This is a genomic window from Streptomyces sp. KL109B (genome assembly GCF_030766935.1).
Lineage (GTDB): Bacteria > Actinomycetota > Actinomycetes > Streptomycetales > Streptomycetaceae > Streptomyces.
In genome coordinates this window covers 216,692-235,195 of record NZ_JASERL010000007.1, presented here as the reverse complement: position 1 = coordinate 235,195, position 18,504 = coordinate 216,692, and the positions used below count along the sequence as shown (strand labels likewise).

General features: G+C 70.7%; 16 protein-coding genes. 3 read left to right on the top strand and 13 right to left on the bottom strand.

From position 1 onward, the window contains the following. Genes RBJ65_RS24720 through RBJ65_RS24705 form a run of 4 tightly spaced genes read right to left on the bottom strand, consistent with a single transcriptional unit; the run spans window position 1 to window position 3,652 of the window. Window positions 1-1,023, bottom strand: coding sequence for a glycine betaine ABC transporter substrate-binding protein (locus tag RBJ65_RS24720; RefSeq protein WP_306318740.1), 1,023 nt, complete (start codon window positions 1,021-1,023; stop codon window positions 1-3). 30 nt (window positions 1,024-1,053) lie between these two features. Further along, entirely contained in the window at window positions 1,054-1,878 is an 825-nt protein-coding gene (locus tag RBJ65_RS24715; RefSeq protein ID WP_306318739.1) for an ABC transporter permease, read from the bottom strand. After that, the gene (locus RBJ65_RS24710) at window positions 1,875-3,008 is read right to left on the bottom strand and encodes an ABC transporter ATP-binding protein (protein WP_306318738.1); all 1,134 of its coding nucleotides are present in this window, start codon (window positions 3,006-3,008) and stop codon (window positions 1,875-1,877) included. Before RBJ65_RS24710 ends, RBJ65_RS24715 begins: the two co-directional genes overlap by 4 nt. Beyond that, window positions 3,005-3,652: an ABC transporter permease gene (locus RBJ65_RS24705; protein WP_306318737.1), complete on the bottom strand. Its 648-nt coding sequence runs from the start codon at window positions 3,650-3,652 to the stop codon at window positions 3,005-3,007. Before RBJ65_RS24705 ends, RBJ65_RS24710 begins: the two co-directional genes overlap by 4 nt. A gap of 409 nt (window positions 3,653-4,061) precedes the next feature. Here RBJ65_RS24705 and ffh point away from each other — a divergent pair, with 409 nt between their 5' ends. Next, entirely contained in the window at window positions 4,062-5,624 is a 1,563-nt protein-coding gene (ffh, locus tag RBJ65_RS24700; RefSeq protein WP_306318736.1) for a signal recognition particle protein, read from the top strand. 114 nt (window positions 5,625-5,738) lie between these two features. Here ffh and RBJ65_RS24695 read toward each other — a convergent pair whose 3' ends face one another. The 8 genes from RBJ65_RS24695 to yhfZ all read right to left on the bottom strand — a co-directional run bounded on the left by RBJ65_RS24695 (window position 5,739) and on the right by yhfZ (window position 13,631). Then, the gene (locus RBJ65_RS24695; protein WP_306318735.1) at window positions 5,739-7,088 is read right to left on the bottom strand and encodes a phosphopentomutase; all 1,350 of its coding nucleotides are present in this window, start codon (window positions 7,086-7,088) and stop codon (window positions 5,739-5,741) included. 25 nt (window positions 7,089-7,113) lie between these two features. Next, complete coding sequence (locus tag RBJ65_RS24690; RefSeq protein WP_306318734.1) at window positions 7,114-8,289, bottom strand: alanine racemase; 1,176 nt, start codon at window positions 8,287-8,289, stop codon at window positions 7,114-7,116. A 5-nt stretch (window positions 8,290-8,294) separates the two neighbouring features. Then, on the bottom strand, window positions 8,295-9,500 hold the full coding sequence (locus RBJ65_RS24685) for an aminotransferase class V-fold PLP-dependent enzyme (RefSeq protein ID WP_306318733.1): 1,206 nt from the start codon (window positions 9,498-9,500) through the stop codon (window positions 8,295-8,297). A 2-nt stretch (window positions 9,501-9,502) separates the two neighbouring features. Further along, complete coding sequence (locus RBJ65_RS24680) at window positions 9,503-10,459, bottom strand: phosphotriesterase (protein ID WP_306318732.1); 957 nt, start codon at window positions 10,457-10,459, stop codon at window positions 9,503-9,505. Window positions 10,460-10,464: 5 nt separating this feature from the next. After that, the gene (locus tag RBJ65_RS24675) at window positions 10,465-11,811 is read right to left on the bottom strand and encodes a YhfT family protein (protein WP_306318731.1); all 1,347 of its coding nucleotides are present in this window, start codon (window positions 11,809-11,811) and stop codon (window positions 10,465-10,467) included. 16 nt (window positions 11,812-11,827) lie between these two features. Continuing rightward, window positions 11,828-12,184 carry a DUF2620 domain-containing protein gene (locus tag RBJ65_RS24670; RefSeq protein WP_306318730.1) on the bottom strand — a complete coding sequence of 119 codons (357 nt, stop codon included), beginning with the start codon at window positions 12,182-12,184 and terminating at the stop codon, window positions 11,828-11,830. A gap of 30 nt (window positions 12,185-12,214) precedes the next feature. Beyond that, window positions 12,215-12,592, bottom strand: coding sequence for a PRD domain-containing protein (locus tag RBJ65_RS24665; protein ID WP_306318729.1), 378 nt, complete (start codon window positions 12,590-12,592; stop codon window positions 12,215-12,217). A gap of 94 nt (window positions 12,593-12,686) precedes the next feature. Beyond that, on the bottom strand, window positions 12,687-13,631 hold the full coding sequence (yhfZ, locus tag RBJ65_RS24660; protein WP_306318728.1) for a GntR family transcriptional regulator YhfZ: 945 nt from the start codon (window positions 13,629-13,631) through the stop codon (window positions 12,687-12,689). A gap of 123 nt (window positions 13,632-13,754) precedes the next feature. On the opposite strand from yhfZ, the gene ftsH reads away from it, so the two are divergent. Beyond that, window positions 13,755-15,701, top strand: a complete 1,947-nt coding sequence (ftsH, locus tag RBJ65_RS24655; RefSeq protein ID WP_306318727.1) for an ATP-dependent zinc metalloprotease FtsH — start codon at window positions 13,755-13,757, stop codon at window positions 15,699-15,701. 92 nt (window positions 15,702-15,793) lie between these two features. Here the strand turns inward: ftsH and RBJ65_RS24650 are convergent, their stop codons facing one another. Then, a complete protein-coding gene (locus RBJ65_RS24650) occupies window positions 15,794-16,657 on the bottom strand; it encodes an SAM-dependent methyltransferase (protein WP_306318726.1) in 864 nt (287 codons plus the stop codon). Window positions 16,658-16,943: 286 nt separating this feature from the next. Between RBJ65_RS24650 and proS the strand changes: the two genes are divergently transcribed. Continuing rightward, on the top strand, window positions 16,944-18,359 hold the full coding sequence (gene proS / locus RBJ65_RS24645) for a proline--tRNA ligase (RefSeq protein WP_306318725.1): 1,416 nt from the start codon (window positions 16,944-16,946) through the stop codon (window positions 18,357-18,359). Window positions 18,360-18,504 lie beyond the last annotated feature (145 nt).

Genomic DNA, 18,504 nt, shown 5'->3' with positions numbered 1-18,504 from the left:
TCACTTGCCGATGAAACCGTTCGTACGCAGGAAGTACAGCGCGGCCTGGTCGGCGCTCTTGCCCTCCAGGTCGACCATCCCGTTGAGCTTGATGATGGCCTGCTCGGTGAGCGCGTCACCGAGCTTCTTCGCCAGCTTCGTGAGCTGCGGGTACTTCTTCGCGGTCGCGTCGCGCACGGTCAGCGCGGCCAGCTCCGTCGTGAAGTGCCCCTTGTCGTCGTCCAGGACCTTCAGGTCGAGGGACTTCAGGCGGGCGTCCGTGGTGAACACCTCGGCGAACGAGCAGGGGCTGCTCTTCGCCACGTTCACGTAGTCGAGCGCGAGCGCGTTCTGGTAGACCTGCGGCGCCTGGAACTTGAGCTTGTACGGGCTCTTCTCCATCGCCGACAGTTCGCGGTCCAGGAACTCCGACGCGCCGCAGAGCGTGGCGTCCTCGGGGTGCTCCTTCGCCAGTTTCGCCAGGTCGCTGATCGAGTCGACCTTGCCCGCGCGGCCCGGGGCGTCGGCGGCGCGCGCCATCGCGTACTGGTTGCCGAACTTCGCCGGGCCCAGCCACTTGATCTTGTGCTTCTTCAGGTCCTCGGTCGACGTCGCCTCGAACTGCGCGGCGCTGCCCTGGACGGGCGTGTCGTGCTGCAGGAACTGGGTCCAGCCGGTGCCGGAGTAGTCCCAGTACATGTCGATGTCGCCGCTCTCCAGCGCGCCGCGCGCGATCGTGGTGCCCTGGAGGCCCGTCTGGTCCTTGGTCTTGGCGCCGGCCGCCTCAAGGGCGTACTTCGTGATCTTGCCGAGGATCTGCTGCTCGGTGAACTCCTTGGAGCCGACCGTGAACCGCGCGCCCTTCAGGTCGACGTCCTTGGCGATGGAGCCGCTGTCGAGCTGCTGCCGGCTGGCTTTGCGTGGCAGGTTGTCGGCGGATCCGCCGGTGCCGCCAGCGCCGACGGTGCTCGTGCAGCCGGTCAGGGCGGTGCCGGCGAGCAGGGCGGCGCAGAGCGCGGCGGTCATGGACGACTTGGGTGACATGGATGTCTTCACTCTTCTTCTGGCCCCTTCTCACAGACCGCGCGGGCGCAGCAGGTTCTCGACGATCCCGGCGACCCAGTCCACGAGCAGCGCGAGGACGGCGACGAGCACGCTGCCGGTGATCAGGACCAGGTCCCGGCTGGAGTTGATCCCGTTCGAGATCACGTCGCCGAGGCCGCCCGCCCCGATGAACGTCGCGAGCGCGACCGTGCCCACCGTGACCACCAGTGCCGTACGGATACCGGCGAGCATCACCGGCACCGCGAGCGGCAGCTCGATCCGGCGCAGCACCTCCCACGGCGTCATGCCCATGCCCCGCGCGGACTCCAGGATCGACTCGTCGACCTGCTGGAGGCCCGCGATGGTGTTGCGCAGCACCGGCAGCACTCCGTACGCGACGAACGCGATCAGCGCGATCTGCGTCACGCCGAGGCTGACGAAGGCCACCGCGAGCAGCACGATCAGGCCGAGCGAGGGCAGCGCCTGCCCGATGCTGGCGATCGCGAGGACGGGCCCGGCGAGGGCGCGGGCCTTGCGGCGGGTCAGCAGCACGCCGAGCGGGATGGCGATCACGAGGATCAACACCGTGGCGGCGGCGGTCAGTTCGAGGTGCGTGAGGGTGCGGCTGAGCAGGTAGTCCGCGTTCAGGCTGCGCCGCTCGATCTGGTCCAGGTCCTGCCCGGTGACGTACCAGGCGAGGAGGCCGAGGACCACGGCGAGGGCGAGCGGGGTGAGGGCGAGGCGCCACAGGGGCGGCAGCGTACGGGTGCGTTCCGTGGCCTGTGCGGTCTGTGCGGTCTGTGCGGTCTGCGCGGCGGACGGGTCGTGGGCGTCCTCGACGAGTGCCTGGGTCACGGCCGGGCCCCCTGTCCCTGCCCCTGTCCCTGCCTCGGCACCAGACCGGAGCCGCCGTTGGCGTGGATCAGCGTGCGCAGCGTGTCCAGGGCGACGACCCCGCGATAGCGGCCCATGTCGTCCACGACCGCCAGCGCGGACGCGTTCACGGCGAGCAGCTCGTCGAGCGCGTCGTACAGGCTGGTTTCGGGGCCGAGCGGGGAGATCAGCGGCATCCGCGAGCCGCCGTCGGCGGGCAGCCAGCCGACCGGGCGGCGGTCCTCGTCGAGTACGACGACGAACTCGCGGTCGCAGTGGTCGGCGGCGTCCCGCTGCTCCTCGGCGCTCGCCGAATCGGCGACGGTGGACCACAGCGGTACGTCGACGTCCCCGAGCCGGGTCAGGGAGAGGCGGCGTACGGCGGCGCCCGCGCCGATGAAGTCCGTGACGAACTCGCTTGCGGGCTCGGCGAGGATCTTCTCCGGGGTGTCGTACTGGACGACATTCCCGTGCTCGGCGAAGACGGCGATCCTGTCGCCCATCTTCACGGCCTCGTCGATGTCGTGGGTGACGAAGACGATCGTCTTGCGCAGCTTGGCCTGGATCTTCAGGAACTCGTTCTGGAGCGCCTCGCGGTTGAGCGGGTCGATCGCGCCGAACGGCTCGTCCATCAGCATCACCTGCGGGTCGCCGCCGAGCGCGCGGGCGACGCCGACGCGCTGCTGCTGACCGCCGGAGAGCTGCTTCGGGTAGCGGCCGCGGTACGTGTCCGGGTCCAGGCCCACCATGTCGAGCAGCTCGTCCACGCGCGCGTGGACGCGTTTCTTGTCCCAGCCGAGCAGGCCGGGCACGGTGGCTATGTTCTGGGCGACCGTCTGGTGCGGGAAGAGCCCCGACTGCTGGATCGCGTAGCCGATGCGGCGGCGCAGCTCGTGCACCGGGATCGAGGTGACGTCCTCGTCGGCGAGGTGGATACGGCCGGACGTCGGCTCGATCAGCCGGTTGATCAGCTTCATCGTCGTGGTCTTGCCGCAGCCCGACGGGCCTACGAAGACGACGATCTGCCCTTCGGGGATCTCCAACGTCAGCTCGTCCACCGCCGGACGCTCCTGGCCGGGGTAGGACTTGGTCAGCCGGTCGAGCCGGATCATCGGGTGACCCCCTTCGGAGTGGTCAGACGGTTCAGCAGGGCGAAGAGCAGATCGAAGAGCAGCGCGAGGACGACGATGGCGAGCGCGCCCTCCAACGTCAGATAGATGGCGAACGGGGTGCCCGCGGCGTTCAGCCCGTCGAGGATGAGCTTGCCGAGACCGGGGCCGTTCACGGCGGCGGCGATCGCGGCGATGCCGAGCAGCATCTGCGTCGCGAGCCGCAGGCCGGTCAGGACGACGGGCCAGGCCAGCGGGAACTCGATGGTGGCGAGGACCTTCAGGCGGGTCATGCCCATCGCGTTCGCCGACTCGACGACCGCCGGGTCCAACTCGCGCAGGCCGACAACGGTGTTACGTATAACGGGCAGCAGCGCGTACAGCGTCAGGGCCACGATCGAGGGGCCCGTGCCCAGGCCGAGCGGCGTGATCAGCAGGCCGAACAGCGCGTACGACGGGATCGTCAGAAGCAGCCCCGCCGCCCCGAGCACGGCGGCGCGCGGCGCGCGCGTGCGGTACGTGAGGATCGCCACCGGCACGCCGATCAGCACCGCGAGGGCGAGCCCTTCGAGGACGAGCAGGATGTGGGCGAGCGCGGCGTCGAGCACATCGGGCCAGTTGCCCTGGAGGTAGTCGAAGAAGTTCACGCGGGCCTGCCCTGGGGGGCCGGTGTGGCTGGTGGTGCGGGTGGTGCGGGTGGTGCCGGTGGTGCCGGTGGTGCCGGTGGCCTGCGGACCGGCCGCGGCGGCCGGTAACTACGCGGGGAGGTCATCTGTGGGGACTCCTTGGGTACGTGTGGTGCGACGGTTCCGGGCGCGACCGGGCATGCCCCGGCACGGGGCGAAGGTGAGGGGCGGCGACGAAACCTGAAGGCGTCTACCCAGCCGGACGCCACTGATGTGTGCGGATTTCCGGAACCGCAGGGATCGTAATTGGCGGCCGGACCAGGGGTCCGCGAACCGCTACGGGACCGGGCCACTGACCATGGCCGTGCGGGCGGATACCCTGGAGGGCGACCTGTCCGTAAAGCCACCGACCCGAGGATTCGCGACCGCCGTGTTCGACACTCTCTCCGATCGCCTCGCAGCGACATTCAAGAACCTCCGCGGCAAGGGGCGCCTCAGCGAGGCGGACATCGACGCCACGGCGCGCGAGATCCGGATCGCCCTCCTTGAAGCCGACGTCGCGCTGCCCGTCGTCCGCGCGTTCATCAAGCAGATCAAGGAGCGCGCCCTCGGCGCCGAGGTCTCCCAGGCGCTGAACCCCGCCCAGCAGGTCATCAAGATCGTCAACGAGGAGCTCATCGGCATCCTCGGCGGCGAGACCCGCCGGCTGCGCTTCGCCAAGTCCGGCCCGACCGTGATCATGCTCGCGGGTCTGCAGGGTGCCGGTAAGACCACCCTCGCGGGCAAGCTCGGCCGCTGGCTCAAGTCCCAGGGCCACTCGCCGCTGCTCGTCGCCTGTGACCTCCAGCGCCCGAACGCCGTGAACCAGCTGAGCGTCGTCGCCGAGCGCGCCGGCGTCGGCATCTACGCGCCGGAGCCGGGCAACGGCGTGGGCGACCCGGTGAAGGTCGCCAAGGACTCCATCGAGTACGCCAAGTCCAAGGTGTACGACGTCGTCGTGGTCGACACCGCCGGACGTCTCGGCATCGACCAGGAGCTGATGCAGCAGGCCGCGGACATCCGCGACGCGGTCTCGCCGGACGAGGTCCTCTTCGTCGTCGACGCCATGATCGGTCAGGACGCGGTCAACACGGCCGAGGCCTTCCGCGACGGCGTCGGCTTCGACGGCGTGGTGCTCTCCAAGCTCGACGGTGACGCCCGCGGTGGTGCGGCCCTGTCGATCGCCCACGTCACCGGCAAGCAGATCATGTTCGCCTCCAACGGCGAGAAGCTGGACGACTTCGACGCGTTCCACCCGGACCGCATGGCGTCCCGCATCCTCGGCATGGGCGACATGCTCACGCTGATCGAGAAGGCCGAGCAGACCTTCTCGCAGCAAGAGGCCGAGAAGATGGCCTCCAAGCTGGCCTCCAAGAAGGGCCAGGACTTCACGCTCGACGACTTCCTGGCTCAGATGGAGCAGGTCAGGAAGATGGGTTCGATGTCCAAGCTGCTCGGCATGCTGCCGGGCATGGGGCAGATGAAGGACCAGATCGCCAACCTCGACGAGCGTGACGTCGACCGCACGGCCGCCATCATCAAGTCGATGACCCCGGCCGAGCGCACGGAGCCGACGATCATCAACGGCTCGCGCCGCGCCCGTATCGCCAAGGGCTCCGGCGTCGAGGTCAGCGCGGTCAAGAACCTCGTCGAGCGGTTCTTCGAGGCCCGCAAGATGATGTCCCGCATGGCCCAGGGCGGCGGCATGCCCGGGATGCCGGGGATGCCGGGCTCGGGCGGCGGCCCCGGCCGGCAGAAGAAGCAGCCGAAGAAGGCCAAGGGCAAGCAGCGCTCCGGCAACCCGATGAAGCGCAAGCAGCAGGAGCAGGAGGAGGCCGCACGGCGTGCGGCCGCCGCCGAGGCCGGCGGCGCGCTCGGCCTGCCCGGCGCCGACGCGGACCAGCAGGACGGCAAGTTCGAACTGCCCGACGAGTTCAAGAAGTTCATGGGCTGAGGCTGAGGCAGAGGCCCGCGGGTTCTTTGAGCGTGTAAGGGGCGCCCACCAATGGTGGGCGCCCCTTACACATGCCCTTATGTGCTGTGCGTATATGTGCTGTGCGTACGGCGGTCAGGCCGCCCGCGCCGCCGCCTCGCGGATCTCCGTGCCGTTGGCCAGGCCCGCCGGGTCGAGGCCGAGCGCCGCCGCCGCGGTGGCCCCCACGTCGGCCAGGCTCGACGCGTCCGGCAGCAGCTCCACACCCCGCGCCCCGGGCCGGTGGATCAGCACCGGCACGTACTCGCGGGTGTGGAAGGCGTGCCCGATCGTCGGGTCGTTGCCGTGGTCGCCCGTGACGATCAGGCGGTCGCCGGGCCCGGTCAGCAGGGACAGCAGCGCCGCGAGCCCCGCGTCGACCTGCTCCAGGATCCGGCCGTACCGCTCGACGTCCTGTTGGTGCCCGGCGAGGTCCGACTCCTGCACGTTCGCCACCACCAGCGCGTCCCCGTCGGTCCGCACCGCCTCCAGGGTGTGTGCGAGCACCTCGGCGGTGTCCACGGCGGGCCGCCGCACCGCCGCCTCGCAGGCGAGGATGTCGGCGGCCTTGCCGACGAGGGTGACCGGGATCCCGGCGCGGGCGGCGAGGTCGGGCAGCTGCCGGGTGTGGTCCAACTCGGCGCCCAAGTGCTGCACTTGCAGCCCGCCGTTGCGGTAGAACCCGGTCGCCGGGGTGTCCAGGCCGACCGTGCCGCCGTCCCCGTCCCGTACGAAGCCGGGCAGCGGCCCGTCCGCGTGCCCGCCCACCGCGATGACGCGGGCGACGGGGGCGACGGTCCGTACGGTGCGGGCGATGGCGAGGATGCGGTCGAAGCCGGAGGTGGAGGTGGGGGCGGAGGTGGAGGTGGAGGCGGGGGAGTGGCTGGGGCCGGTGTCGGGGGCGTGGCCGGAGCCGGAGGGCGCGCCGGAGTCGAGGTCGAGGTCGAGGTCGACGTCGTCCAAGCGGCCCGAGGCGTTCCAGTTGATGCCGGGGTCCGCCTCCAGGTTGTCGTGCACGAGGACCACGCCGTCAACCACCAACAGAGGCTTGCCGTCGAGGAGTTCGACCCGGTGACCCGCGTCCGTGAGGGCCCGCGTCACCTCGTCCAGGTGGTCCGCGAGCCGGGCCACCGTCACCCGGCTGAAGTCCGCGCCCATCATCGTCTGGTGCCCGGCGAACGTGTCCGCGCCCGGGTAGCCGAGCGCCGCCCGCCCCGCAGCGACCGGCAGGTGCGTGTGCCGCGCCAGGTCCGGGTGCGGGTGCACCAGGCCGAGGCCGAGCGCCCCGAGCACCGGGAGCCGCAACGGCCGGCCGAACGCCTCCCGGCACCGGTCCAGCACGTGCCCACAGGTGTCCGCCACCAGGTCACCGGGGCGAAGTGCCCCGGCGTCCGGCATCGCGCCGACCCCGAACCCGTCCACCACCACGATCACGGTCTTGCTCATCACAGGGCCTTCCCTTGCTCGTTCATCACAGGGCCCTTCCTTGCGCGTCGTACAGGCCGAGGAGGCGCGGCGCCCCGTCGGCCAGGCCCGCCACCACCGCGACCGTCGAGCGCGTCACGAAGATCTGCGTACGGAACGCGAGGAGCGCGGTGTCGCCCACCTCGACGCCCGCGCCGCCGCCGACTCCGGGCTCGGGGGCGTCGAGCAGCCGGTAGTAGTCGATGTTCTCGGCGGGCGCGTCCTGGACCCGCAGGCGCTCGCCGGTGCGGGGCAGCAGCGCCGTCTTGATGCCCGAGCGCGGGTAGAAGCCGCCGCCGTAGACGGCTGGTCGGCCGTCGCTCAGCGTGTGCGCGACCTCGGACACGTACACGTACGCGGGCTTCTCGGGCTGCGTGAGGTCGTGGGCGTGCAGCGGTGTGGTGCCGGTGAGGGAGTGTCCTGGCTCGCCGTGCGTGGCGCCGAGTTCGGCGAGCAGCGGGAGCGTGGCCATGGAGGTGGCGCTGGGGGCGCTGAGCTTGAGGCCGGTGTGCCCGCGCGCGGCCAGCGTCTGGCGCGCCTTGACGGCGAGTTCGAAGTTCGGCGTGGGGGAGGGCTCGCCGGTTACCGGGTCGCACAGCACGCACGGGAACGCCGTGACGCCCGCGATCCGCACCCCCGGCAGCCGCTCGGCCTCGGCCGCGAAGGCGTCGATCCCGGCGAACGGAACCCCGCCCTCCTGCCCGGGGTAGACGGAACCTTCCGCGCCCTCCAGCCTGATCAACACGTCCTGTACGAAGCCCAGTTCACGGGCCGCGTCCGATACGGCGCGGGCGTTGGCCAGGTCGTACACCGTGACCGTCTCGGGGCGCCAGGCCAGCATCTCCGGCAGGGCGCGGTACGGGATCTGGACCAGGTGGCCGAGGTTCCCGGCCTGCGCGCCCGCCGCGTGCAGGGTGCGGGCCTCGGGCGGGTCGATGGCGGCGTAGCGGGGGATGTGGCGGGCGATCGCCCTGATCAACTCGGGGTTGCGGCCCAACTGCTTGACGACGAACCACAGGCTCAGGCCGAGCCGGTCCGCCTCGGCGGCCAGCAGTGCGGCGTTCGCCTCGATGGCGTCGAGGTCCATGACGTACGTGTCCGGGGGGATCTCGCCCCGTCGGTGCAGGTCCGCCGCGGCGTCGGCCAGCTCGGGGTTGCGGGTGAGCAGACTGTCGAGGAACACGGCGGTCAGTCCTTGCTGAGTTCGTTCAGGTTGTTCGGCTTGTGCGGCTTGTGCGGCTTGTTCGTGCCGCTGAGTTCGTGCAGTGAGCGGCGCAGGATGTCGACGACGAGGTCGGCGCCCGCGCGCATCGGGTTGATCCGGACCGTCCAGTCGGCGAGGTCGGGTGCGTCGTCGAGGGCCGAGCTGGACATCCGGTAGAAGAGCGGCGCGATCTCGTACCGGGAATTGGAGCCCACCGGGTAGGGCGCCGCCCCGAAGCGCGCCGCCACGGTGGGCAGTTCGCGGGCCACCGGCCGGTCGAGCCGCACCAGCAGGCAGCGGTCCTGCGCGTTGGCGATCCGGACCTCGGCGACGCCCGGCACCTCACCGGCCGCCAGCCGCTCCGCGACCTCGGCGCCCACCCGCGACTGGAGGGCCCACATCACCGGTACGTGGGTCAGGGCGCGCAGCGCGTCCAACGCCTGGTGGCCCTGGACCTGGCCGCCGCCCGAGTAGTTGTCGGCGCGCACGTGCTCGACGAGGTCGCGGGAGCCGACGACCGCGCCGACGCCCTCCGGGCCGTGCAGCTTGAAGAGCGAGAAGCACGAGGCGTCAGCGCCCAGCTCGACCCCGGCGGCGGGCACGCGCATGACCGCGTAGTTGTCGTCGACGATCGTGCGCACCCCGGCCTCGCGGCAGGCGGCGAGCACCGCCCCGGGATCGTAGGAGTCGCCGAGCCGCTGCCGGGTGTGCTGCACATACGCCCAGCGGAACCGGCCCGAGGCCAGCTCGGCGCGGAGCGCGTCCAGGTCGTTGAAGTCGACCTCGTGGGTGCGCACGCCGATGCCGCGCAGGGTGACCTCGGTGGTGCGGTAGACGGGCGCGCGGTGGATCAGCAGCGGGTCGCCCGCGCTCACCGCCGCGTTCAGCGCGGACCGGATCGCGCCGGTGCCCGCGCCCTGGACGAGGGCCGCGTCCTCGGCGCCGAAGTACTCGGCGAGCACGGCCTCCACCTGGGCGGTGGTGCGGGGTCTGCCGAGGCCCGGCACCACGCCCGCGTCGGCGGCGAACAGTTCGGGGCCCTCGAAGCGCGCGGCCGTGCACTCCAGGAGCCGGAACTGGCGGGCGGCGGCGTCCTCGACGGGGACGGTGGCCAGCGGGTACGTGGTCGGCAGCGACGGCGGGTCCACAGGAGTGTCTCCCGTGGTGTGCCCGCTCCTCGAAGTCGTCATGGTCAGATCTCCTCCACGCTCGCACCGGTCAGGAAGCGCAGCGGATTGCGCCGCGTCATCAGATCGATGAGGTCCTCGTCGACCCCGGCCGCCCGCAGCCTCGGCAGGAAGGACCGGAACAGGTGCCCGTAGCCCTGGCCGCCCTCAGCCGGCAGATAGCCGTGCCGGGAGATGTCGCAGCTGAGCAGCGCCCGGTCGGCGTGCCCCGCCTCGATCAGGCTCAGCAGCAGCCGCAGCCGGGTGTCGTCGCTCTGGTAGCTCTCCTTGCCGACCGTGTCGAAGGCGACGTACGCGCCGCTCGCGGCCAGCTCCTTGTGCACGCCGGGGTCGTCCAGGAGGTCCTGGTGGCCGACGGAGACGCGCTCCGGTGCCAGCCCCTCCGCGGTCAGCAGTTCCAGCTGGGCGAGGCCGCCGTGCCCGAGCTGGGCGTGGGTCGCGACGGAGAGCCCGGTGGCGCTCGCGGCGCGCGCGGCGGCCCGCAGCGACCGGACCTCGGGTTCGCTCGGCACGTCCCCGTGGCTGCCGATCTCGCCGAGGACGCCGGGCCTGATCCCCGTAGCGCCATCGTCGAAACCGTCCTCGATCTCCCGCACGAGGGTCTCGGTGAGCCGCTCGACGCTCGTGTCCGCCAACTCGGGCGTGTGGAACGGCTCGTAGTACCAGCCGGTGGCGGCCACGACCGCGACTCCGGTCTCGCGCGCGAGGGCGGCGAGCGCGCCCGGGTCGCGGCCCATGCCGCGGCAGGTCAGCTCCACGACGAGCGCGAGCCCGAACTCCTCGCGCAGCGCGGCCAGTTCGGAGGCGACCGAGGGGCCGTGCCGCCGCGCGTCGAGGACGGCGCCGCCGTCGCCCTTGAGGTCCAGGTCGAGCACGAGGTGCTCATGGGCGAGAGCGGGGCCGCGTACGGCTTCGTAGGAGAGCGGGCCGCTGACGGTGCGGAGGGTGGTGTTGGTGCGCATGGTGGTCACCCCTTGACCGGCGTGAACAGGTCCAGCCAGTACAGGACGTTGAGCAGAATGCCGCCGACGATCACCGCGGCGGGAGCCGCCGCCATCCGTACGACGGGCCGGCCCATCGCCTCGTTGAGCAGGTACAGCCCGCCCACGATGAGGATGCCGAGGCCCGCGCCCATCGCGTTCGCCGCCATCAACGAGCCGAACAGGATCGCCAGTTGCAACGAGTCGGTGATCGCGCTGCGCAGGTGCTCCGAGGAGTCCCGCACGCTCGGCAGCTTGCCGAGGAACTTGCCGATGTACGACAGGGCGAGTACTTCGACCGCGAAGACGAGCGCGCCGACGATCACCGCGAGGATCGGGTTCGGCATCAGATAGCCGATGGGGTACACGAGCGTGAAGCCCGCGATGCCGTACGCGCCGGAGGCCAGGGCCGTCGTCGCGATCAGCGGGATGAAGCCGAAGACGCGGTAGAAGTCGACCTGCGCGGCCTCGCTGTAGTTCCCCTTGGCGACCAGGAAGCTGGTGGCCTCGCCGCCGCCGAATATGTGCATCTGCGCCAGCAGACAGACGCCCGCGCCGAGCACCATGAACAGCGGCAGATACCGCCGGAGCCGGGCCGCGCTCGCGCTGAACAGGGAGGCCATCGGGTCGTCGGCCGGGGCGAGCTCCTCGACCCCGTTCGCCCTGTCCGCCTTGCGCTGCTTGAGGTCCTTGGCGATGGCGAGCCCGATCAGCATCAGGACGCCGACGGCCATGGCGATGGCGCCCGCGAAGACGGTGGGCCACAGCTTCATCGTCATCACGACGAGCGCGAGCTCCACGACGCCCGCGATCGCGCCCCACTTGCGCCCGAACTGCTTGGTGATGGCGAGCACCGGGAACAGCGTGAACAGGAACAGGATCGGCGTCGACATCTCCTGCATCGCCGTCAGGAAGTCGACGGGCAGATCGTGCGCCACGTTGTTGGCGCCGTTCAGACCGAAGACGACGACCGCGCCCCAGCCCGCGCCCAGGATCGGGGCGAGCCACTTCTTGGGCGACAGCAGGCCGAGGATGTCGGTCGGCAGGAACAGCAGCCACGGGTTGAGGACACCCGAGGCCAGGGCCATCGGGGCGCCGAGCCCGAAGATGAATCCGGCGGAGAGCCCGAAGGAGACCGCCGTGGTGGCGCTGCGGGTGGTCCGCCCCTGGATGAAGTCGAGCATGAAGGGGCGTACGCCGTCGTTGAAGACGGCCAGGGCCATGTGCGAGATGAACGCGGTCAACGCGCACAGGGCGATCACGGTGAGCTGCTGCGCGAGCGTGAAGTCGAGGCTCGCGCCGGCGGCGAGGACGGTGCCGGGGGAGGTGTTCATGGCCTGTACCGGGGGCTCACGAGCGGGCGGCGACCGCGCGCGCGATCAGCGGCGCGACCTGCTCGATCTGGTCCATGGAGAAGCCGAACACCTTCTTGCCGTCCGCCAGCAGGGCCTCGACCTCCTCCGCTGTCGGCACGGAGCGGCCGAAGGTGTGGCAGGCGGCCTGCCCCATCAGGCCGACGAGCACGCCGAGGGAGGCGCCCGCGCCGGTGTGACAGGTGCCGAGGAAGTAGTCGGCCTGTCCGGCGCGCAGCTTCATCGCGGCGTCCATGTCGCTGGAGACGGTGACCTCGACGCCGTCGAGCCCCAACTCCTTGACCGTGTTCGCGGCTTCGACCTTGCCGACGCCGCCGGTGAGGATCTTCGTCATGGCTGGTTCCTTCTCTTGGGCTCAGTGGGCTCAGTTGGTGGTGTGCTGCCGCGCCAGGACGGCGAGGTGCAGGGCGAGGAAGTTGACCTCGGACTCCGGCAGGGAGGCGCCGAGTTCCGAATGGGCGCGCGCGGAGACGCGGCGGGCGCGCTCGACTGCCTCGGGCTGATCGGCCAGTTCGGCGGCGAGCTGCTCGTCCGTGAGGAACTGGTCGATGGGCGCGCCGTCGAGCAGCCGGGTGAGCGCCATCATCAGATGGCTGGTGAGCATCCCGGCGCTCTCCTCGGTCACGGAGTGGCCCGCGTCCTCCAGAGCGGCCAGTTCGGAGGCCACGAAGTCGGCGACCTCGGGCCTGACTTGGCCGCCCTCACGGAACAGCTGGATGCGGAGGGCTAGTTGGTCGTCCATCGGACCTCCCGAACAAGACAGTGAGACAGTAACCGGGATTCTGGATTTTGAGCCGAGCCGCGGGTCCCGTGTCGGGGTCTCGCGGCAGGGTCGGTCAGTAGGAGGGGATGCGATCGCCTCGCAGCACCTCGGACTGGAGCTGGGCCACCTGCGACAGATCGAGGGCGTCGCGCACCGCGGACAGCGCCTTCGCGCCCTCGGTCCTGCCTATGATCGCCGCGCTGGAATTGCGCAACGACAGATCACGGGTGACCTCGTCCCCCAGCGGCTGTACGTCCACCTCCATGCCGAGCCGCCCCTGCACCTCGTCGAGGTTCCAGACGGTGGCGTCGACCTGGTCCTGGGCGAACAGGTCACGCAGCTGCATGTACGAGGACTCGACCCACTGGACGTCCTTGTGCCCGGCGAAGGCGCGCTCCGCCAGCATCCGGTGGTCCTCGGACGTGTGGTCGACGGCGACGCGCAGCCCGGCGGCGTCCAGGGAGGCGCCCTTGCGCACCAGGAAGCCGTGCGCGCCCACATAGGTGGCCGGTCCGAGGTCGGCGACGAGCGCCAGGTCGTCCTTGTGCTGCTCGACCAGGCCGTCCGCCGCGAGCCGCGACAGGACCACGAGGTCGACCTTGCCTTCGAGCAGTGCGGAGGTACGCGCGCCCGCGCCGCGCATGAAAGTGATGGCGAACGGTGTGCCGGCCTCCTCGAAGGCGGCACGCAGTCCTGTGGCGAGGCCTTCGTAGCGGCGCGAATAGGGGAGCGGCATCGCGGCCAGCAAGGTGCCGAGGCCGGAGAGCTGCCACAGGATGGCGCGCTCCGCGTGGGTCAGGAAGGTACCGAGGTGGCCCCGGGCCGAGGTCTCGATGGCGCCGGACTCCTCCAGCAGGCGCAGCGCGGCCTGCACTGTCCCGTTCCCGCAGCCCAGCTCCTGGGCCAGGTCCTTCACGCGGGGCAGCCGGGTCTCCGGCTCGTGTCCCATCAGGAGGACCGCGAGCCGACGTGCCGCGAGGCCGTTCCGCGTGAGGAAGCGATCGTCGAAACCGTTCACGACTAAGACAGTAACCAGGATTCTGGATACTGGCAAGGGTGTCGGATCTGTGCGCTTATGGGCCCATGGCTCACGGGCCGGACAAGCGCTTGACGACGGCAGGCGGCAGGAGGAGAGGCAGGCGTGGCGAACCCCGTACCCCCGCGTGATCGGACGGATCAGCCCTGGCGGTCCGAGGGAGCGCCCCCTCCGCCGCCCCCGCAGGGACCCAAGCGCAAGATGCCCGGCGGCTGGGGCGGCCTCATCCTGACGGCCCTGATCGTCTACCTCGTCGCGAACCTCGTGCTGTCGTTCTTCAACGAGGGCGACGAGCCCACGGTCTCGTACACGGAATTCAGCAAGCAGGTCGAGGCCGACAACGTCACCAAGATCTACTCCAAGGGCGACGCGATCCAGGGCCAGCTCAAGAAGGAGAAGCCCACCCCCGACGACAGCGACAGCAAGCGCAAGAACTACACCAAGTTCACGACGCAGCGCCCCGCCTTCGCCGACGACGACCTCTGGGCCAACCTGGAGAAGCACGACGTCACGGTGACGGCCGAACCCGTCGTCCAGGAACGCAGCTTCCTCTCCAACCTCCTCATCTCGCTCGCCCCGATGCTCCTCCTCGTCGCGCTGTGGGTGTTCATCGCGCGCCGCATGAGCCAGGGCATGGGCGGCGGCGCGGGCGGCATGCTCGGCGGCCGCAAGCAGCCCCCCAAGCCGGTCGAGCTGGAACCCGGCAAGAAGCGCACCACGTTCGAGGACGTCGCCGGCATCGACGAGGTCGAGGGCGAGCTGAGCGATGTCGTCGACTTCCTCAAGAACCCCGACGACTACCGCACCATGGGCGCCAAGATGCCCCGCGGCGTGCTCCTCGCGGGCCCGCCCGGCACCGGCAAGACGCTGCTCGCCCGCGCGGTCGCGGGCGAGGCCGGGGTGCCGTTCTTCTCGGCCTCCGCCTCGGAGTTCATCGAGATGATCGTCGGCGTCGGCGCCTCCCGTGTACGCGAGCTGTTCGCCGAGGCCCGCAAGGTCGCCCCGTCGATCATCTTCATCGACGAGATCGACACCATCGGCCGGGCCCGCGGCGGCGGTGGCAGCGTCGGCGGTCACGACGAGCGCGAGCAGACCCTCAACCAGATCCTCACCGAGATGGACGGCTTCAGCGGCTCGGAGGGCGTCATCGTCATCGCCGCCACCAACCGCGCCGACGTCCTCGACCCGGCGCTGACCCGCCCGGGCCGCTTCGACCGCATCGTCAACGTCTCCCCGCCCGACCGAAACGGCCGCGAGTCCATCCTCAAGATCCACACCCGTGGCATGCCGCTCGCCCCCGACGTCGACCTCGCCCAAGTCGCCCGTACGACGCCGGGCATGACCGGCGCCGAACTCTCCAACCTCGCCAACGAGGCCGCCCTGCTCGCGGTCAAGCGCAAACAGAAGCAGATCACCCAGTACGACCTCTCCGAAGCGCTGGAGAAGGTCCAACTCGGCGCCGAGCGGCCCCTGGTGATGCCCGACGAGGAGCGCCGCCGCACCGCTTACCACGAGAGCGGCCACGCCCTTCTCGGCATGCTGCAGCCCGGCGCCGACCCCGTCCGCAAGATCACGATCGTGCCGCGCGGCCGGGCCCTCGGCGTCACGCTCTCCACCCCGGACTCCGACAAGTACGCGTACACGGAGGAGTATCTGCGCGGCCGCATCATCGGCGCCCTCGGTGGCATGGCCGCCGAACACGTCGTCTACGGAGTCATCACGACCGGCGCCGAGAACGACCTCGAGCAGGTCACCAACATCGCCCGCGGCATGGTCGGCCGCTGGGGCATGAGCGAGAAGGTCGGCCGCCTGTCCGCCCTCCCGAACGACGCCCAACAGGCCTACGGGCTGTCCGCCGCCCCGGACACCCTCGACACGATCGACGGCGAAATGCGCCGCATCGTGGACGAGTGCTACGAGGAGGCGTGCCGCAAGCTGCGCGACAACATGGACAAGCTCGACGCCCTGGCGTCCGCGCTCCTGGAGAGCGAGACGCTGGAGGAGTCGGACGCGTACCGGATCGCCGGCGTCACACGGTTCACCAAGGACTGAACCGGCACCCTTCGGGCCCGCTCACCGCGCGGTGGGCGGGCCTTCGGCGTGCGGGGCCTCAGGGATTGCGTGGCCTCAGGGTGTACGCGGCCTCAGGGTGTACGCGCGATCAGGTACCGGAAGACATTGGGCATCCATACGGTGCCGTCGGCGCGCACATACGTCTGCAGCGCCTCGGACACCTCCTTGTCGACCTGCGTCGGATCCGTCGCGCCCACGGCGGCGTCGAAAAGGCCCGTCGACAGCAGACCGCGCACCGCGCTCTCCGCGTCCGCGTACCCGAAGGGGCACGCCACCCGGCCCGAACCGTCGGGCCGCAGCCCCGCCCGCTGGGCGACCTCCTCCAGGTCGTCACGGAGCGCCGGACGCCAACTGCCCGAACTACGGAGTGGGTCGGCGAGTTTTGTGGCCACCCGTAGGACGGACGACGTGGCGCAGCGCTCCGGAGGGCCCCAGCCGACCAGCACCACCGCGGCGCCCCGGCCCGCCAGCGGGGCCACGCTCTCCAGGCGCGTCGAAAGCCCCTCGGAGTCCCCGGCCACACAGCCGATCGGCTGGAAGTCGGTGATCACGTTGTACGGGGCTCCGCCGGGATCGGTCGCGGTGAGGTCGGTGGCGTCGGCCGTCGTGAGCCGCGCGTCCGCGGCCTCCCGGGCCTGCGAGGCGTCGGGCAGCAGCCGTTCCTGGGCGAGGGCGAGGCGTTCCGGGTCCGCGGGCTCGACGCCGGTCACGGCCGCGCCGCGGGACGCCGCCATCAGGAGGGCGAGCCCCGCGCCGCAGTCGAGTCCGAGGAGCCGCGTACCGGGACCGACCTCAAGGCGCTCGTACACCGCTTCGTAGAGCGGCACCAGCATCCGTTCCTGGATCTCCGCCCAGTCACGCGCGCGTGCGCACAAGTCCGCCTGCGGCTCGGGTGCCGCGTGAGGGAGGTGCCGCCGCACGAGCGTAGGTGTCATCGAAACTGCCCCAATCCGCCGAGAGGTGTCGAGAGTTGTCGCTGTGGCGTGTGTTTGTCTGCGTGGCGTCCGGCCGTGTTCGCGCGCCGCTCGCACTCCCCCCGTATGCCAGAGAACTCCGCTCAGTCGGTCCCGTCTAGGGGGTGTTTGGCAGGCGCGGCGACAATGCGCGTGTGCACCGTCGTGCGCCCCCAAAGGGTCATATGACGGGTGCACGCGGGCGCGTTCCGGCATCCGGGCGAAAAGGATTCGAGTGGCCCGCAGCCCGCGTCGTAGCATCCGCGACATGGCCAAAACCCGCGTTCTCACGCCCCGGTCGGAAGACTTTCCGCGCTGGTACCAGGACCTGATCACCAAGGCCGAACTGGCCGACAACGGTCCGGTGCGCGGCACCATGGTCATCCGACCGTACGGCTACGGCCTGTGGGAGCGGATGCAGCGGGAGATGGACGACCGCATCAAGGAGACGGGCACGCAGAACGCGTACTTCCCCCTCCTGATCCCGCAGTCGTACCTCATCAAGGAGGCCGACCACGTCGAGGGCTTCGCGCCCGAACTGGCCGTGGTCACGCACGGAGGCGGCAAGGAGCTGGAGGAGCCCGCCGTCGTCCGCCCCACCTCCGAGATGATCGTCAACGCCTCCTTCGCCAAGTGGGTGCAGAGCTACCGGGACCTCCCGCTGCTCATCAACCAGTGGGCGAACGTGGTCCGTTGGGAGCTGCGGCCCCGCCTCTTCCTCCGTACGACGGAGTTCCTCTGGCAGGAGGGCCACACGGCACACGCCACCTACGAAGAGGCGCGCGACTTCGCCGCCCGCATCCACCGGCACGTCTACGCGGACTTCATGGAGGACGTCCTCGCGATGGACGTCCTCCTGGGACGCAAGACGCCCCGGGAGCGCTTCGCGGGCGCCATCAACACCCTCACCCTCGAAGGGATGATGGGCGACGGCAAGGCCCTCCAGATGGGCACGAGCCACGAACTCGGCCAGAACTTCGCCAAGGCCTTCAACACCCGCTACCTGTCCAAGGACGGCACGGAGGAACTGGTCTGGCAGACCTCCTGGGGCTCCACGACCCGCATGATCGGCGCCCTCGTGATGATGCACGGCGACGACAGCGGGCTGCGCGTACCGCCCCGCCTCGCGGCCACCCAGGTCGTCGTGCTCGCCATCAAGGACGACGAAGCGGTGCTCCGCGAGGTCCGCGAAATCGGCGACCTCCTTAAGAAGGCGGGAATCCGGGTCCACGTGGACGACCGCACCGACACCCCCTTCGGACGCCGCGCCGTCGACTGGGAACTGAAGGGCGTCCCCGTACGCGTCGAGGTCGGGCCCCGCGACCTGGAGAACGGCACCGCGATGCTCGCCCGGCGCATCCCCGGCGGCAAGACCCCGGTCGCCCTGGAGGCGCTGCCCGCGGTGCTGCCCAGGATCCTGGAGGAGGACCAGGCGCTGCTGCTCGCGCAGTCACGGGAGCGGCGACAGCTGCGGACCACCGACGTGACCACGGTCGCCGAGGCGCTGGAGGCGACCTCCGCGGGCGGCTGGGCCCGCATCCCGTGGGCGACGCTCGGCGAGGCGGGCGAGAACGAACTCGCCGGACACGGCGTCTCCGTACGGTGTCTGCTCACTCCCGAAGGGGCGGTGCCGGACGCCGACGACGCGGCCGGTAACGTCGCCGTCGTGGCCCGCGCCTACTAGGCGCGGCTGCCGGGAGGCGCGCCTCATGGGCGTACGTAGTGCTACGCACCACCTTGTTGCGAGCTGTGCGTCTTCTCCATAGATCGGCGCACCCGCCCTCGTCGGGACGCATCAGCGGCAACTGACTGGTACGTGCAAATTATTT

Coding starts and splice junctions, on each gene's coding strand:
- RBJ65_RS24720 (WP_306318740.1), bottom strand. CDS start 1,023: ATGTCACCCAAGTCGTCCATGACCGCCGCGCTCTGCGCCGCCCTGCTC.
- RBJ65_RS24710 (WP_306318738.1), bottom strand. CDS start 3,008: ATGATCCGGCTCGACCGGCTGACCAAGTCCTACCCCGGCCAGGAGCGT.
- RBJ65_RS24695 (WP_306318735.1), bottom strand. CDS start 7,088: ATGAGCAAGACCGTGATCGTGGTGGTGGACGGGTTCGGGGTCGGCGCG.
- RBJ65_RS24685 (WP_306318733.1), bottom strand. CDS start 9,500: ATGACGACTTCGAGGAGCGGGCACACCACGGGAGACACTCCTGTGGAC.
- RBJ65_RS24680 (WP_306318732.1), bottom strand. CDS start 10,459: ATGCGCACCAACACCACCCTCCGCACCGTCAGCGGCCCGCTCTCCTAC.
- RBJ65_RS24675 (WP_306318731.1), bottom strand. CDS start 11,811: ATGAACACCTCCCCCGGCACCGTCCTCGCCGCCGGCGCGAGCCTCGAC.
- RBJ65_RS24670 (WP_306318730.1), bottom strand. CDS start 12,184: ATGACGAAGATCCTCACCGGCGGCGTCGGCAAGGTCGAAGCCGCGAAC.
- RBJ65_RS24665 (WP_306318729.1), bottom strand. CDS start 12,592: ATGGACGACCAACTAGCCCTCCGCATCCAGCTGTTCCGTGAGGGCGGC.
- RBJ65_RS24650 (WP_306318726.1), bottom strand. CDS start 16,657: ATGACACCTACGCTCGTGCGGCGGCACCTCCCTCACGCGGCACCCGAG.
- proS (WP_306318725.1), top strand. CDS start 16,944: ATGGCCAAAACCCGCGTTCTCACGCCCCGGTCGGAAGACTTTCCGCGC.